The organism is Streptomyces sp. NPDC018833 (assembly GCF_044390825.1).
In the GTDB taxonomy this organism is placed as follows: Bacteria; Actinomycetota; Actinomycetes; order Streptomycetales; family Streptomycetaceae; genus Streptomyces.
On record NZ_JBIRZM010000003.1, the window covers coordinates 536,940 to 550,975 of the forward strand.

Below are 14,036 nucleotides of genomic sequence, written 5' to 3' on the forward strand. Positions count from 1 at the left end.
TACGGCGTAGCGCAGTGCGCAGCCTTCTCGGCTTCGGGGATCTGTGCCTTCACAGGCGTCGAGGATGAGGCGGCAGCGTACAGGTGGAGGGCGCGGGTCTCGTTGGTGGGGTCGCCGGCCTGGAGTTCCTCGGCAAGGCGGGCGCGTAGAAAGACGGTCTCCGGGGCTGTGCACCACCCGGTGCTCGTCAAGGGTTGTGGCTGGGCCCGGGTCGTGGCGCGGGCGGTGTGCTCGGCGCACAGCATGCGGGGGCCTGCCGCTGAGGGGATCACGCTGGCTCCATACCCTCACGGTCGACGAAGCGCACCAGCACCGGCATCACCACGGCCAGGAACACCGTTGCCTCCGCGGGAGCGGGACCCCAGCCGAACCGGGCCCGAGACAGCCATCGCGCCTCCCGCTCGCCCATCAGCACCCGCCTCCACTAGGCGCACCCTGAAGCCGCTCCAGGACCCCCGGCAGACCCAAACGCAGCAGCACCACGCACGCCCGGTACGCCGCGAACCACTCAGCCCGCGACACCTCCACCCCGCCCAACATGGGCCGCACCGGCCCGCCCGCGATCTCCAGCCACCTCTGCTGAAGCCCCGCGACACCAGGAGGCGCCGACCGTACGCGCACCATCGGCAGCCACTGCGGACACGGTCGCCGACCGACCATGCTGGCGCAGGACAGCGGCGCGCCCCCTTCGCGACGCGTTCGACAACACCCGAGGCCGCATCCCACCCCACCGCAGCACGCACCGGCACGACGGACACTGGTCCAGCAGCACCACCTCATGCACGGGGCACACACCCGCGCAGGCCAGCTTCCACCACAGCGGCCACACCCCACCAGATGACAGCAGACACAGCTGCTCCCATAGACCTCCACCCAGCCACTGCCGGCGGTTGCCCTCGCCACTTGCCCGTCACGAGTGCCTCTGCATATGGTCATGCAGAGGCAGAGGTGACTGAATAGATGTTGCCGGAACCTTGATGCGCTGAGGGGGATGGCATGAACGACAGCCCGGCCGCGCGGCTGCAACTGCTCTTCGAGGGGCACCGCCTGACCCCCACCCAGCGGCGCATCGCGCACAGCATGGTCCGCCGGGCCGCGGACGTGCCGTTCCTGTCCAGCGTGGAGCTCGCCGAGCTCGCGGGCGTCAGCCAGCCCTCGGTCACCCGCTTCGCCGTCGCCCTGGGCTTCGACGGCTACCCGGCGCTGCGCAGGCATCTGCGCGAGGTCGCGCCGCCGGAGGCCGTCGCGCAGGAGGACACGTACAACGAGTACCAGCAGGCGGTGCAGGGCGAGATCGAGAATCTGCGGCAGCTGGCCGAGATGCTCGCCGATCCTTCCCCCGTGGAGCGCGCGGGCCGGCTGCTCGCCGCCTCCCGCCCGCTGCCCGTGCTCGGGCTGCGGGCCGCCTCTTCGCAGGCCCGCGGCTTCGCCTACTTCGCCGCCAAGGTGCACCCGGACGTACGCCTCCTCGACGAGGGCGGCTCGATGCTGGCCGACCGCATCGACACCGCGCGGCGGGCCGGGGCGAGCGCGCTGCTGTGCTTCGCGCTGCCGCGCCACCCCCGGGAGGTGGTGGCGGCGCTGGAGTACGCACGCGGGGCCGGGCTGAGCGTGGTGACCGTCGCGGACTCCGCGTTCGCGCCCGTCGCAGCCCACAGCGATCTGTTGATCCCGGCCGCCGTTGGCACCGGCCTCGCCTTCGACACGGCGTGCGCCCCGATGCTGCTGGGGCGGGTGCTGCTGGAAGCCATGTGCGACGGTCTCCCGGACGCCCAGGCACGGCTGGAGGACTTCGACGCGCAGGCGGCGGAGCGCGGCCTGTTCGTGGACTAGCCGCGGGGGCCTGATTTCCGCCGATTCTCATGCACCGCTCAGAAACGGCCGCTACTCTCCCGCCGGAACGGCAGCTCGACGTAACTGGGCGGAACTCGGCGGAAAGGACTTTGCAGTGGGGCGCGGGGCGCAGTCGTTGGCGCGAGTGGCGGTGGCGGTACGGGCGGGGGCGGCTCCCCTGTGGTGGCTCGGCGTGCTCGCCGCGGGGATCGGCACCCTGGTACCGGGGCTCACCGGCCGCCGGATCGGGCTCCTCGCCTCCGCGGCGGTCTTCCTCGTGACCTCCGCCGTCGGCGCACTCGCCCGGCGCCGTCGCTACACGCACCTGGCCGGCTGCGCCACGCGCGCGGGACGCCACGACATACTCCAGGACCGGCGCGTGACGCTGCGGCTGCGACGGCGCGCCCACCGCTGGTGGCTGGTGCTCGCCTTCCTGGCCGCCGTCGGCTCGTCGTTCGCCGTGCCGGTCGTGGGCGGCGCGCTGCTCGCGGGCGCGGGGGCGGGCCTGTGGGCCAAGGCGCTCTGGCTCGGACGGCGGGAGCGGGCGGAGGAGACCCTGCTCTGGCTGCGCACCGACTGGCTGGCGCAGGGCCCGGCCGGCAAGCGGGTCAAGGGCTATACCACCACCGGGATCGCGGCCGGGGACGCCGCGCCCGGAGGGGCGCGGCGCCGGAGGTGAGCGGGCTGGGTCAGACCTCCAGTTCGGCCTCGATCTTCTTCAACTGGTGCCTCGCCATCGCCAGGTTCGCGCGCTCCTTGTCCAACGCCAGGTACAGGAACAGGCCGTTTGCGCCGCGGCCCTTCATCAGGCGGATCAGGTGGTACTGCGAGCCGAGGGTGATCAGGATGTCCTCGATCTCGTCCTTGAGGCCCAGGTGCTCCATGGTGCGGACCTTGGCGCGGACCACGTCCGTGTTCCCGGCGGCGGCGACGGTGAGGTCCAGGTCCTTGCCGCCGCCGATGGTGCCCAGCGCCATGCCGCTGGTGTAGTCGACGAGCGCGGCGCCGATGGCACCTTCGATGGTGGTGGCTTCCTTGAGCGCGGTCTCGGTGTTGGCCATGGCAGGCGCACGTTCCTTCCGTCGGTTGGTTGTCGTTCTTGCGGTGGTTCTGTTGTGGGTCGTTCCGGTGCGGTTTCGTGCGGGTGGGTCTGCGGGGGCGGCGGCCATGTGTCAGGCCTCCTGCGGTCGTTCGAGGGCGGCGTCCACCAGCGCCCCGACACGGACACAGGCTCGGCGGGCCTCGAGATGGAGCCGGCCCACGTTGATACGCGGCTCGGCCAGTACGGTGAGCACGGCCGACGAGCCGGCCGCATAGGTGGCGATGTAGCCCGCCTCGCCCCGTACGAGCAGCTCCTTGAAGCCGCCCTGTCCGGTCGCCTCGGTCAGCCGCAGCGCGACCCCGAGCGCGGCGGCGGTGAGCGCTGCGACGCCCTCCGCGTCCGGAGTGTCGGTCGCCAGCACCAGGCCGTCGACGCTCGCGGCGAGCGCACCGGTCAGCTGCGGCACACGAGCGCGCAGTCTTCTGAGTTCACCGAGCACCTCGGTCTCGGCCGTCATGAGCTGTCTCCTCTCGGCGCGCAGCCTCAAAGCACGCCTCATGACGGTGTGCGCAGGGCCCGGTGGGTCGTGCGGTGGGTCACAGGCTTGCCTCCAGAGCGTCGCGGAGCCGGCGTAACAGGGCGATGTCCGGGTCGGCGGGGAATCCGGCGACCCAGTCGGGCAGCGGGGCGGGGGCGGGCGCGACGGGCTCCGACGGTGTCTCGACGAGCCCTGCGGCGGCCATCCGCCGTACCTCGATCAGAGTGTTGAAGGCGGGCCGGCCGACGGCCCGGGCGATCGCCGGCGGGGTGCGCACACCGTCGGCCAGCTCCAGCAGCGTCCGCTGTCTGCGGGTGGCCGTGGCGCCGTGGCCCGGCGGACGGCGGCGCAGCGGTGCGGTGTCAACCCCGGGGTGCGGCCACACGGAGTCGAGCAGCCCGCGCCGCCGACGGGCCTCCCGGACGACGGCCGCGGCGGGCACGGGGCGCACGGTGCCGATCCAGTGCGCGACGCCGTAGCGGAAGCGGGTCGGTCCGCTGCAGGGCGCCAGGGCGAAGAACGCGGCGTCGTGGAGGGCACCGAGGTGGCAGATCTCCAGTGCGCCGCCGGTGACCTGGCCGCTGTCGACGAGGAAGCGTGCCACCTCGCGGCGTGCGCCGGCCCTGGCCACCGCCTCCTGCCAGCCTTCGGGGGCCAGTTGGCCGCCGGCGGTCAGCAGCACGTCGAGGCCGGGTGCTGCCGGGCTCTCGGCGTGCACCACCTGGCCGTCGGCGAGGTAGAGGGCCCCGTGGTCACGGACCAGGACGCCGGTGGCACGCTCCTCGGCCAGCCGCACGAGCATGGGGGAAACGGCCGTGGCCGCTGCGGTCATCCGAGGACCAGCCGCTCTGCGAGGTCCGCGAGGCGCAGCCGGGCGAGCGCCAGATTGCCGGTGTCCCGGTCGAGCCACAGATGCAGGAACACACTGCTGTCGAACGTGGTCTCCACGAACCGCATCACGTGGTATCCGGTGCGGGTGGTGACGATGAGGTCCTCGACGGGTAACCCCTTGGCGCCGTCGGGTGCCGGGGGCTCGTCGGTCGCGAAGGACGGGTACTCGGCGGCCATCCTGGCCAGTTCGGCCGTCTCGGCCGCGGTGGCCTCGTGGTCGCCGCCGGGGGTCTCCCCGACGGTGCCGAGGGCGAGGCCGCTGGTCCAGTCAACGATGGAGGCTCCCCGGGCCCCGGGCACCACCATGGCTTGCAGCAGGCACTCGTCGATTCCGGGCACGCGGACTCCCCTCCCCGCCTCGGTGCGCCGCGCAACCGGCACGGCGTGACGGAGAGGTTACTCAACGTGGCGCCCGCTGGGGGTGAGTTCTGGCATTTTCCAACGGAACATGCGTGCGCCCGATAGGGTTCACCCCCGTCCGAGGCCTATCCGGCGCGGGTGCCTGCCTCCTCCTCGTGGCGCACCCTCATCACCAGTTTGTTGACTCCCCACAGCACGATGCCGATGCCGATCAGCACACCGGCTCTGATGTAGACGTCCGCCGCCCGGTCGGCCAGCGGGCTGGCGAGGATCAGCGAGGTGACGGCGCCGAGGACCGGCAGGATCGTCGGCGTGCGGAAGTGCCGGTGTTCCACGCGGTCCTTGCGCAGCACCAGGACGGCCACGTTGACCACGGTGAAGACGCAGAGCAGCAGGAACGCGGTGGTGTCGCCGAGCCCGGCGATCTCGCCCGTCGACACCAGCCCGACGGCCAGCAGCGTCACGAACACGATGCCGGTGACGGGGGTGCGGCGCCTGCGGAGGACCTTTCCCATGCCGCGCGGCAGCACCTTCTCGTTGGCCAGCCCGTAGCAGAGCCGGGAGGCCATCATGATGTTGATCAGGGCCGAGTTGGTGACCGCGAACAGGGCGATCAGCGCGAAGAGTTTCGGCGGGAAGGCGACGCCGCCCGCCTTGACCACCTCCAGCAGCGGGCCGCTCGACTGCTCCAGCGTGCGGTAGTCGACGAGCAGCGAGGACACCAGCGCGACGAGCACATAGATGGTGCCGGTGACGGCGACACCGGTGAAGATCGCGCGGGGGAACGTACGGACCGGATCACGGGTCTCCTCGGCCATGTTGACCGAGTCCTCGAATCCGACGAACGCGAAGAAGCCCAGCGCCGTCGCCCCGAGGACGCTCGTGATCAGCGCGTATCCGGTGCCGGACGCCTGGAACTCACCCAGCCGGGACGGCTCCCCGTCGCCGGTCACCACCGCCCAGGCGCCGATGCCCAGGACCACCACGAGGCCGGTGAGTTCGACGAGGGTCAGCACCATATTGGTCTTCACGGACTCCGACACGCCCCGCAGTGCCAGTGCGGCGAGGGCGAGGATGAAGACGATCGCGATGAGCGTCGGCGGGACGGCGTCGGTGAACTCCTGGAAGTAGTCCCCGCCGAAGGCACGGGCGGCCGCGCTCGCCGAGGACAAACCGGAGCACATCACCATGAACGCGACGATGAAGGTCAGGAAGGGGACCTTGAACGCCTTCTGGGTGTACAGCGCCGCCCCGGCGGCCTTCGGGTACTTGCCGACCAGCTCCACGTACGACGCGGCCGTCAGGATGGCGACCACGAAGCCGATCGCGAACGGCAGCCACAGCGCCCCGCCGACCTTGCCCGCCACCTTGCCGGTGGTGGCGTAGATGCCGGTGCCGAGGATGTCGCCGATCACGAAGAAGATCAGCAGCTTGGGCCCGATGGCCCGTTTGAGCCCGCCCTCCGCCGCTGGTGCCTCGGACGCTTCGGATGTGGCCATGGAACACCTCTCCCGGAGTCGGATGGGAAGGTTTCTGCCCTGCGTGCTGTGCGTGATGCGTGCCGCCACCCGTGCGGCGGACCCGCCGGACGCGGGTGTCCGGTCAGTCGCCCCGGCGCTCGACAGCGGCGGCAACGTCGTGCAGGTCCCTGGTGACCGCGTTGCGCACGGCTCTGGCGCCGAGCCCGCCGAGGACCTTCGCGAGCAGGCCCATGAAGCCCCCGGGCAGCTTGGCGCCGAAGGTGATGCGGACCGTCGTCGAGTCCCGGCCCGCCGGCAGCAGCCTGAACTCCGAGATGTAGTGGGTGCCTTGGGAGTCCGCCTCGACGACATAGCGCCCGGGCGGCTCGCAGGCCGTCACGTACATCTCCTCCGTGGCCTGCCGGCCGAGCATCCGCCGGGTCTCGCGCCACCGGGTGCCCACGCCGAAGCCGCCGGACGAGAGCACCTCGATCCGCTCCACGCCGCTGAGGATGCGCTCCCAGCCCTGGATGTCGGTGAGGGCCTGCCACACGGCGCCGGGCTCCGCGAGGATCATGCGCTCGACGACGACACTGCTGGTGGCCATGGGTCCATGGAACCACCGGCGTCCGGCGATCGCCCCCGCGCCACGGCGCGTCGGCCGATCAGGGCCGTCGGGCGGGGGCTCGGCCGAGGAGGGCGTCCCGCTGAGCTCCGCCGGACTCCGCGACGATCTCGTCGAGGGTCTGGGCGGCCCGTACGCGGGTGAAGCGGACCCCCTCGGGGCCGGTGGTGAAGCCGTGCACGGCGGGCCTGGGCAGGCTGTTGTAGCCGTAGTGGCTGGAGAAGTAGTACGCGCCCGTGTCGAGCGCCGCAATCACGTCGCCCTGCTCCAGCAGCGGCAGCGCCCGCCTCTCGGCGAGCAGGTCACCGGCGAAGCAGGCCGGTCCCGCGACGTCCTGCTCCACCTCCGGTCCCGACCGCGGCAGGCCCTTGCCGTCGTACGCGGCGATGCGCAGCGGCCAGGACACGGGGTCGTAGACGGTGCGGGTGGCGACCTGGACGCCGGCGTGGGTGACGGCGATGTGGCGGCCGCCCGCCGTCTTTGCGTACTCGACGCGGGCGAGGACGACGCCGTGCTTGGCGATCAGCGACCGGCCGAACTCGGTGACCAGTCCGTAGCGGCCGTCGAAGAGGCCCGGCACGTGCTCCTTCAGCTGCCGCGCGTACTCGGCAAAGGTCGGCGTGTGCTCGTCGGAGGCGAAGTTCACCGGCAGGCCACCGCCGATGTCGATCGTGTCGACCTGGCGGCGTCCGGCCGCCGCGTTGATCTCTTCGGCCAGCTCGTACACGGCGAGGACGCCCTGGGCCATGCGCGCGAGCGCGATCCCCTGGGAGCCGGAGTGGGTGTGCAGCCGGGTGAGCCAGGGCCGCGCCAGGAACGCGTGTACGACCGCTTCCCTGGCCCCCTCGTCGGTGAGCGCGAACCCGAACTTGGAGGTCGCGGTCGCCGTCGACAGCGCGCCGATCGAGCCGCCGCCGACCTGGGGATTGACCCGCAGGCCCACGGGGGAGGCCGTCGGCCCCTCGGCCGTCAGGGCGTCGAGACGGGCGAGTTCCTGGACGTTGTCCGCGTTGACCGCGATCCCGAGGGCGAGCGCCTCGCGCAGCTCGGCGGCGGACTTGGCGGGGGAGTCCAGCACGGTCAGCCCGGGCGGCAGGCCCGCGGCCCGGGCGAGCGCCAGCTCCCCGGAGCTCGCGACCTCCGTGCCGATGCCCTCGGCGTGCAGCAGGGCGAGGACCGGTACGAGCGGCGCGGCCTTGACGGCGAAGGCGTGCAGCACGGGGGCGTCGGTGACCGCGGCGAACGCAGCGCGCAGGGCGGCGGCCGACGCTCGGATTCCCGCCACGTCGAGCAGGGCGGTCACGGGCTCCGCCTCGGAGAGAACTCCCTGGTCCACGGCCGCGCGCACGGCCAGGTTCCGACGCTCGGCAGCCAGGTCGGCAGTCAAGTCGGCAGCCAGGTCGGCAGTCATGTCCGCGGTCATGCCCTTCAGCCAATCATCCGGCCGGTCGCACCGCAGCTGTTGACTAAAACTATTCAGACGTACAGGATGTGAATAGGAGATCCACATTCGAGGGTCGTCGTAGTCGCTGTCGCGAGGAGGCATCGCCATGTCAGGACCCCGCCCCGTTCGGGCGCCGCGCGGTACGGAGCTGAGCGCCCTGGGTTGGCAGCAGGAGGCCGCGTTGCGGATGCTGCAGAACAACCTGGATCCGGAGGTGGCGGAGCATCCGGACAAGCTGGTGGTGTACGGAGGCACGGGCAAGGCGGCGCGGGACTGGCGCTCGTTCGATGCCATGGTGCGCACGCTGCGGACCCTGAAGCAGGACGAGACGATGCTCGTGCAGTCAGGCCGTCCCGTCGGCGTCATGCAGACCCACGAGTGGGCGCCGCGGGTGCTGATCGCGAACTCCAACCTGGTCGGCGACTGGGCGAACTGGGAGGAGTTCCGGCGTCTGGAGCAGCTGGGTCTGACGATGTACGGCCAGATGACGGCCGGGTCGTGGATCTACATCGGCACGCAGGGGATCCTGCAGGGCACCTACGAGACGTTCGCCGCCGTCGCCGCGAAGAAGTTCAACGGCACGCTGGCGGGGACGATCACGCTGACCGCCGGGCTCGGCGGCATGGGTGGCGCCCAGCCGCTCGCCGTCACCATGAACGACGGCGTCGCGATCTGCATCGACTGCGACCCGCGCGCGATCGAGCGCCGTATCGAGCACCGCTACCTGGACGTGGAGGCCGACTCCCTGGAGCACGCCCTCCAGCTGGCGGTCGAGGCCCGCGATGCGCGCCGCCCGCTCTCCATCGGCCTGCTGGGCAACGCGGCGGACCTCCTTCCACACATGCTCGCCGAGAGCGCGCCCATCGACATCGTCACCGACCAGACCAGCGCGCACGACCCCCTGTCGTACCTCCCCGTCGGCGTCGACTTCGGCGACATGCAGGCGTACGCGGCGAAGGACCCGGCCGGGTTCACCACCCGGGCCCGTGACTCCATGGCCCGGCACGTGGAGGCCATGGTCGGCTTCATGGACGCGGGCGCCGAGGTCTTCGACTACGGCAACTCGATCCGCGGCGAGGCCCAGCTCGCGGGCTACGAGCGGGCGTTCGCCTTCCCCGGCTTCGTCCCCGCCTACATCCGGCCGCTGTTCTGCGAGGGCAAGGGCCCGTTCCGCTGGGCGGCGCTCTCGGGCGAGGCCTCGGACATCCACAAGACCGACAAGGCGATGCTGGAGCTCTTCCCGGAGAACGAGTCCCTGGCGCGCTGGATCAAGATGGCGGGCGAGCGCGTCCACTTCCAGGGCCTGCCGGCGCGGATCTGCTGGCTGGGCTACGGCGAGCGGGACAAGGCCGGTGAGCGGTTCAACGACATGGTCGCCTCCGGTGAGCTGGCGGCGCCGCTGGCGATCGGCCGGGATCACCTGGACTGCGGTTCGGTGGCCTCGCCGTACCGGGAGACCGAGGCGATGCTGGACGGTTCGGACGCGATCGCGGACTGGCCGCTGCTGAACGCGATGGTGAACGTGGCCTCGGGCGCCTCCTGGGTGTCCATCCACCACGGTGGCGGAGTGGGAATGGGCCGCTCCCTCCACGCCGGTCAGGTCACGGTCGCGGACGGCACGAAGCTCGCGGGCGAGAAGGTCCGCCGGGTGCTGACCAACGACCCGGGCATGGGCGTCATCCGCCACGTCGACGCCGGCTACGACATCGCCGAGACCGTCGCCACCGACAAGAACGTCCGCATCCCCATGCGGGAGGAGTCGTGACCGACGGCGCCGCGGGCGCCGCCGGCCGGTCGTTCACGCAGATGTGGCGGGAGCTCCTGCCCATCGGGCGGGACGCCCGCACCCGCGGGTACCGCCGCTACGCCTGGACCGGCGCCGACGCCGAGTGCCGTGCCTGGTTCCGGGAGCAGGCCGAGGCGCGCGGGCTCACGTACGAGACCGACCGCAACGGCAACCAGTGGGCCTGGCTCGGCGACCCCACCGCCGGTGACGCCGTCGTCACCGGCTCCCACCTCGACTCGGTCCCCGACGGCGGAGCCTTCGACGGCCCGCTCGGTGTCGTGTCCTCCTTCGCCGCGCTCGACGAACTGCGCCGCAGGGGTGCGGAGTTCACCCGGCCGCTCGCCGTCACCAACTTCGGCGACGAGGAGGGCGCCCGGTTCGGGCTCGCCTGCGTCGGCTCCCGGCTCAGCGCCGGGCAGCTGACGCGGGAGGCCGCGTACGAGCTGCGCGACGGCGACGGGATCAGCCTTCCGCAGGCGATGGAGGCGGCCGGGTACGACCCCGCCGCCATCGGGCCCGACCCCGAACGGCTCGCCCGCATCGGTGCCTTCGTCGAGCTGCATGTCGAGCAGGGCCGCGCGCTCGCTGCAATGGACAGCGGCTCCGCCGCGGGGACGGGCCACGCGGTCGGCATCGCCTCCGCCATCTGGCCCCACGGCCGCTGGCGCTTCGACTTCCACGGCGAGGCCAACCACGCCGGCACCACCCGCCTCGTCGACCGGCGCGACCCGATGCTGACGTACGCGCAGACCGTGCTCGCGGCCCGCCGTGAGGCGGAACTCGCGGGCGCCGTCGCCACCTTCGGCAAGGTCTCCGTCGAGCCGAACGGCGTCAACGCCATCCCCTCCCTCGTCCGCGGCTGGCTCGACTCGCGCGCCCCCGACCAGGCGGCGCTCGACACCGTCGTCACGGCGATCGAGCACGCGGCGAAGGAACGCGCGGACCGCGACGGCGTGGATCTGACCGTCGTACGGGAGTCCTTCACCCCGGTGATCGACTTCGAGCACGCCCTGCGCGACGAGCTGAACAGGATCCTCGGCGGTGCCGTGCCGGTCCTCGGCACGGGTGCCGGACACGACGCGGGAATCCTGTCCGCGTCCGTCCCGACCGCCATGCTGTTCGTACGCAACCCCACCGGCGTCTCGCACTCCCCGGCCGAATTCGCGCCCGAGGACGACTGCGTGGCCGGGGTGATCGCACTCGCCGACGTACTGGAGGGCCTGGCGTGCAGGTGACGTACTGGCTGGAACACGCATGGCTCGGCGCCCACGTCGAGCCGGGCGTGGCCCTGGAGGTCCGCGACGGGCGTATCACGGCCGTCCGTACGGGGGCCGGCGGCCCGCCGCCCGGGGCGGTGGTCCTGCGCGGGCTCACCGTCCCCGGCCTGGCGAACGCCCACTCGCACGCCTTCCACCGGGCACTGCGCGGCACCGTCCAGGTCGGCAGCGGCACGTTCTGGACCTGGCGCGAGGTGATGTACCAGGTCGCGTCGCGGCTGTCCCCCGACACGTACTTCACGCTGGCCCGCGCGGTGTACGCCGAGATGGCGCTCGCCGGGATCACGGCGGTCGGCGAGTTCCACTACGTCCACCACGCGCCCGGCGGCGCGCCCTACTCCGACCCCAACGCCATGGGCGAGGCCCTGATCGCGGCGGCGGCCGAGGCGGGCATCCGCATCACGCTGCTCGACACGGCGTATCTCTCCTCCGCCATCAGGAACAAGCACAGCGGCGAACCGCCGAACCCGCACCAACTGCGGTTCTCCGACGGCACGGCGGACGCCTGGGCACAACGCGCCGACGCGCTGAAGGACGGCGAGCAGGTACGCATCGGAGCGGCGATCCATTCCGTACGGGCCGTCCCGGCGGAGCAGCTGTCGACCGTCGCGTCCTGGGCGTCCGCTCGCAACGCGCCCCTGCATGTCCACCTCTCCGAGCAGACCGCGGAGAACGACGCCTGCCTCGCGGCGCACGGGGTCACACCGACCCGGCTGCTCGCCGACCACGGCGTCCTCGGCCCGCGCACGACCGGCGTGCACAACACCCACCTCACGGACGACGACATCGCCCTGCTCGGCGGCACGGCGACGGGCACCTGCATGTGCCCCACGACGGAACGCGACCTCGCCGACGGCATCGGCCCCGCCCCCGCGCTGCAGGCGGCGGGCTCGCCGCTGTCGCTCGGCAGCGACAGCCACGCGGTGATCGACCTGTTCGAGGAGGCGCGGGCGATGGAGCTCGACGAACGGCTCCGCTCGCGTACCCGCGGCCACTGGACGGCGGCGGCGCTGCTGCGCGCCGCGACGGCCGACGGCCACGCCGCACTCGGCTGGCCCGACGCGGGCCGCCTGGAGCAGGGCGCCCTCGCCGACTTCACCACCCTCACGCTGGAGTCGGTGCGCACGGCCGGACCGGTGCCGGGGCTGGGCGCGGAGACGGCGGTCTTCGCGGCGTGCGCGGCGGATGTGCGGGACGTGGTGGTCGGGGGCCGCCGGATCGTGCGCGACGGGTCCCATGCCACGGTCCCGGACGCGGGGCCGGCGTTGGCGGAGGCGGTGGCCGCGCTGCGGTAGTGACGCGCTGCATTGTTCCCCACCCCGCCCCCTTCCCTCCCTTTACCGGGGGCTCTGCCCCCGGACCCCGTCTCCTACGCCCTGAGGGCGTGCGGGACCCCCAGCGCCTCAAACGCCGGCGGGGCTGGATTTCGCGGAGCGAGAATCAGCCCGTCCGGGGGCACTCCCCTGGCTTCGCCGGGGGGCCACCCACGGGCGCCAGGCCGTAGGGGGAGACCCCGGACACCCCACGGCGCGCGGTACGGGTCCGGGGCTTGCCCCGGTTACGGGAAGGGGCGGGGTGGGGAAGGAAAGACTCCCGGAAAGGACCCCATGACCACCACCCTCGTCACCAACATCGCCACCCTCGTGACCAACGACCCCGCCCTCGGCAACGGCCCCCTCGGACTCATCGACGACGCCGCGCTCGTCATCGACGGCGACCGCGTCGCCTGGGCCGGGTCCGCGAAGGACGCGCCCGACGCCGACACGCGGCACGACGCCCAGGGGCGCGCCTGCATCCCCGGGTTCGTGGACTCCCACTCGCACCTCGTTTTCGCGGGGGACCGTACCCAGGAGTTCAACGCCCGCATGTCCGGCCGTGCCTACTCCGCCGGCGGCATCCGCACCACCGTCGCCGCCACCCGCGCCGCGAGCGACGAGGAACTGGAGGCCAACCTCACCCGCTACCTCGACGAGGCCCTGCGCCAGGGCACGACCACGTTCGAGACCAAGTCCGGTTACGGCCTGACCGTCGAGGACGAGGCCAGGGCGCTGCGCATCGCCGCCCGGCACACCGACGAGGTGACGTTCCTCGGCGCGCACATCGTGTCCCCCGACTACGCCGACGACCCGGCGGCCTACGTCGCCCTCGTCACCGGCGAGATGCTGGACGCCTGCGCGCCGCACGCCCGCTGGATCGACGTCTTCTGCGAGAAGGGGGCCTTCGACGGCGACCAGGCCCGTGCGATCCTCACCGCGGGCAGGGCGAAGGGCCTCGTGCCCCGCGTCCACGCCAACCAGCTCGGTCACGGCCCTGGCGTCCAGCTCGCCGTCGAGCTCGATGCCGCATCCGCCGACCACTGCACCCACCTCACCGATGCGGACGTCGACGCGCTCGCGAACGGCGCCACGGTCGCGACCCTGCTGCCGGGCGCCGAGTTCTCCACCCGCGCCGAGTGGCCCGACGCACGCCGGCTCATCGACGCGGGCGTGACGGTCGCGCTGTCGACGGACTGCAACCCCGGCTCGTCGTTCACGTCGTCGATGCCGTTCTGCATCGCGCTCGCCGTACGCGACATGGGGATGACACCCGACGAGGCGCTGTGGTCCGCGACGGCGGGTGGCGCGGCCGCCCTGCGCCGCACGGACGTCGGCCGCCTCACCCCCGGAGCCCGGGCCGACCTCGCCCTGCTCGACGCCCCGAGCCATGTCCACCTCGCCTACCGGCCCGGAGTGCCGCTGGTGCGCGACGTGTGGCGGGCCGGGAAGCGGGTCTGAGGCGGG

The 14,036-nt window shown here is 72.5% G+C and carries 13 protein-coding genes; 6 read left to right on the forward strand and 7 right to left on the reverse strand.

From position 1 onward, the window contains the following. Window positions 1-996: 996 nt before the first annotated feature. A complete protein-coding gene (locus tag ACH5AF_RS09625) occupies window positions 997-1,833 on the forward strand; it encodes a MurR/RpiR family transcriptional regulator (protein ID WP_398900965.1) in 837 nt (278 codons plus the stop codon). 115 nt (window positions 1,834-1,948) lie between these two features. Continuing rightward, complete coding sequence (locus tag ACH5AF_RS09630) at window positions 1,949-2,512, forward strand: hypothetical protein (RefSeq protein WP_398900966.1); 564 nt, start codon at window positions 1,949-1,951, stop codon at window positions 2,510-2,512. A 10-nt stretch (window positions 2,513-2,522) separates the two neighbouring features. On the opposite strand, the gene ACH5AF_RS09635 is transcribed toward ACH5AF_RS09630, so the two are convergent. From ACH5AF_RS09635 to ACH5AF_RS09665, 7 genes are all read right to left on the reverse strand, one after another. Then, entirely contained in the window at window positions 2,523-2,894 is a 372-nt protein-coding gene (locus tag ACH5AF_RS09635; protein WP_398900967.1) for a hypothetical protein, read from the reverse strand. A 111-nt stretch (window positions 2,895-3,005) separates the two neighbouring features. Continuing rightward, window positions 3,006-3,392 (reverse strand): roadblock/LC7 domain-containing protein, encoded by a 387-nt coding sequence (locus ACH5AF_RS09640; protein WP_398900969.1) that lies wholly within the window; start codon window positions 3,390-3,392, stop codon window positions 3,006-3,008. 79 nt (window positions 3,393-3,471) lie between these two features. Beyond that, entirely contained in the window at window positions 3,472-4,245 is a 774-nt protein-coding gene (locus ACH5AF_RS09645) for a transcriptional regulator (protein ID WP_398900970.1), read from the reverse strand. Beyond that, a complete protein-coding gene (locus ACH5AF_RS09650) occupies window positions 4,242-4,643 on the reverse strand; it encodes a hypothetical protein (protein ID WP_398900971.1) in 402 nt (133 codons plus the stop codon). The genes ACH5AF_RS09645 and ACH5AF_RS09650 overlap by 4 nt, the downstream gene beginning before the upstream one ends. Before the next feature lie 146 nt (window positions 4,644-4,789). Continuing rightward, on the reverse strand, window positions 4,790-6,163 hold the full coding sequence (locus tag ACH5AF_RS09655; protein WP_398900973.1) for an APC family permease: 1,374 nt from the start codon (window positions 6,161-6,163) through the stop codon (window positions 4,790-4,792). 103 nt (window positions 6,164-6,266) lie between these two features. Then, complete coding sequence (locus tag ACH5AF_RS09660) at window positions 6,267-6,731, reverse strand: SRPBCC family protein (RefSeq protein WP_398900975.1); 465 nt, start codon at window positions 6,729-6,731, stop codon at window positions 6,267-6,269. 58 nt (window positions 6,732-6,789) lie between these two features. Further along, complete coding sequence (locus ACH5AF_RS09665) at window positions 6,790-8,160, reverse strand: diaminopimelate decarboxylase (RefSeq protein WP_398900976.1); 1,371 nt, start codon at window positions 8,158-8,160, stop codon at window positions 6,790-6,792. A gap of 139 nt (window positions 8,161-8,299) precedes the next feature. Between ACH5AF_RS09665 and hutU the strand changes: the two genes are divergently transcribed. The 4 genes from hutU to hutI all read left to right on the forward strand — a co-directional run bounded on the left by hutU (window position 8,300) and on the right by hutI (window position 14,030). Further along, window positions 8,300-9,958 (forward strand): urocanate hydratase, encoded by a 1,659-nt coding sequence (gene hutU, locus ACH5AF_RS09670; RefSeq protein ID WP_398900977.1) that lies wholly within the window; start codon window positions 8,300-8,302, stop codon window positions 9,956-9,958. Between the two features lie 41 nt (window positions 9,959-9,999). Then, window positions 10,000-11,214, forward strand: a complete 1,215-nt coding sequence (locus tag ACH5AF_RS09675) for an allantoate amidohydrolase (protein WP_398901023.1) — start codon at window positions 10,000-10,002, stop codon at window positions 11,212-11,214. Then, on the forward strand, window positions 11,205-12,551 hold the full coding sequence (locus ACH5AF_RS09680; protein WP_398900979.1) for a formimidoylglutamate deiminase: 1,347 nt from the start codon (window positions 11,205-11,207) through the stop codon (window positions 12,549-12,551). The genes ACH5AF_RS09675 and ACH5AF_RS09680 overlap by 10 nt, the downstream gene beginning before the upstream one ends. 312 nt (window positions 12,552-12,863) lie before the next feature. Continuing rightward, a complete protein-coding gene (gene hutI, locus ACH5AF_RS09685) occupies window positions 12,864-14,030 on the forward strand; it encodes an imidazolonepropionase (protein ID WP_398900980.1) in 1,167 nt (388 codons plus the stop codon). Window positions 14,031-14,036: the final 6 nt, after the last annotated feature.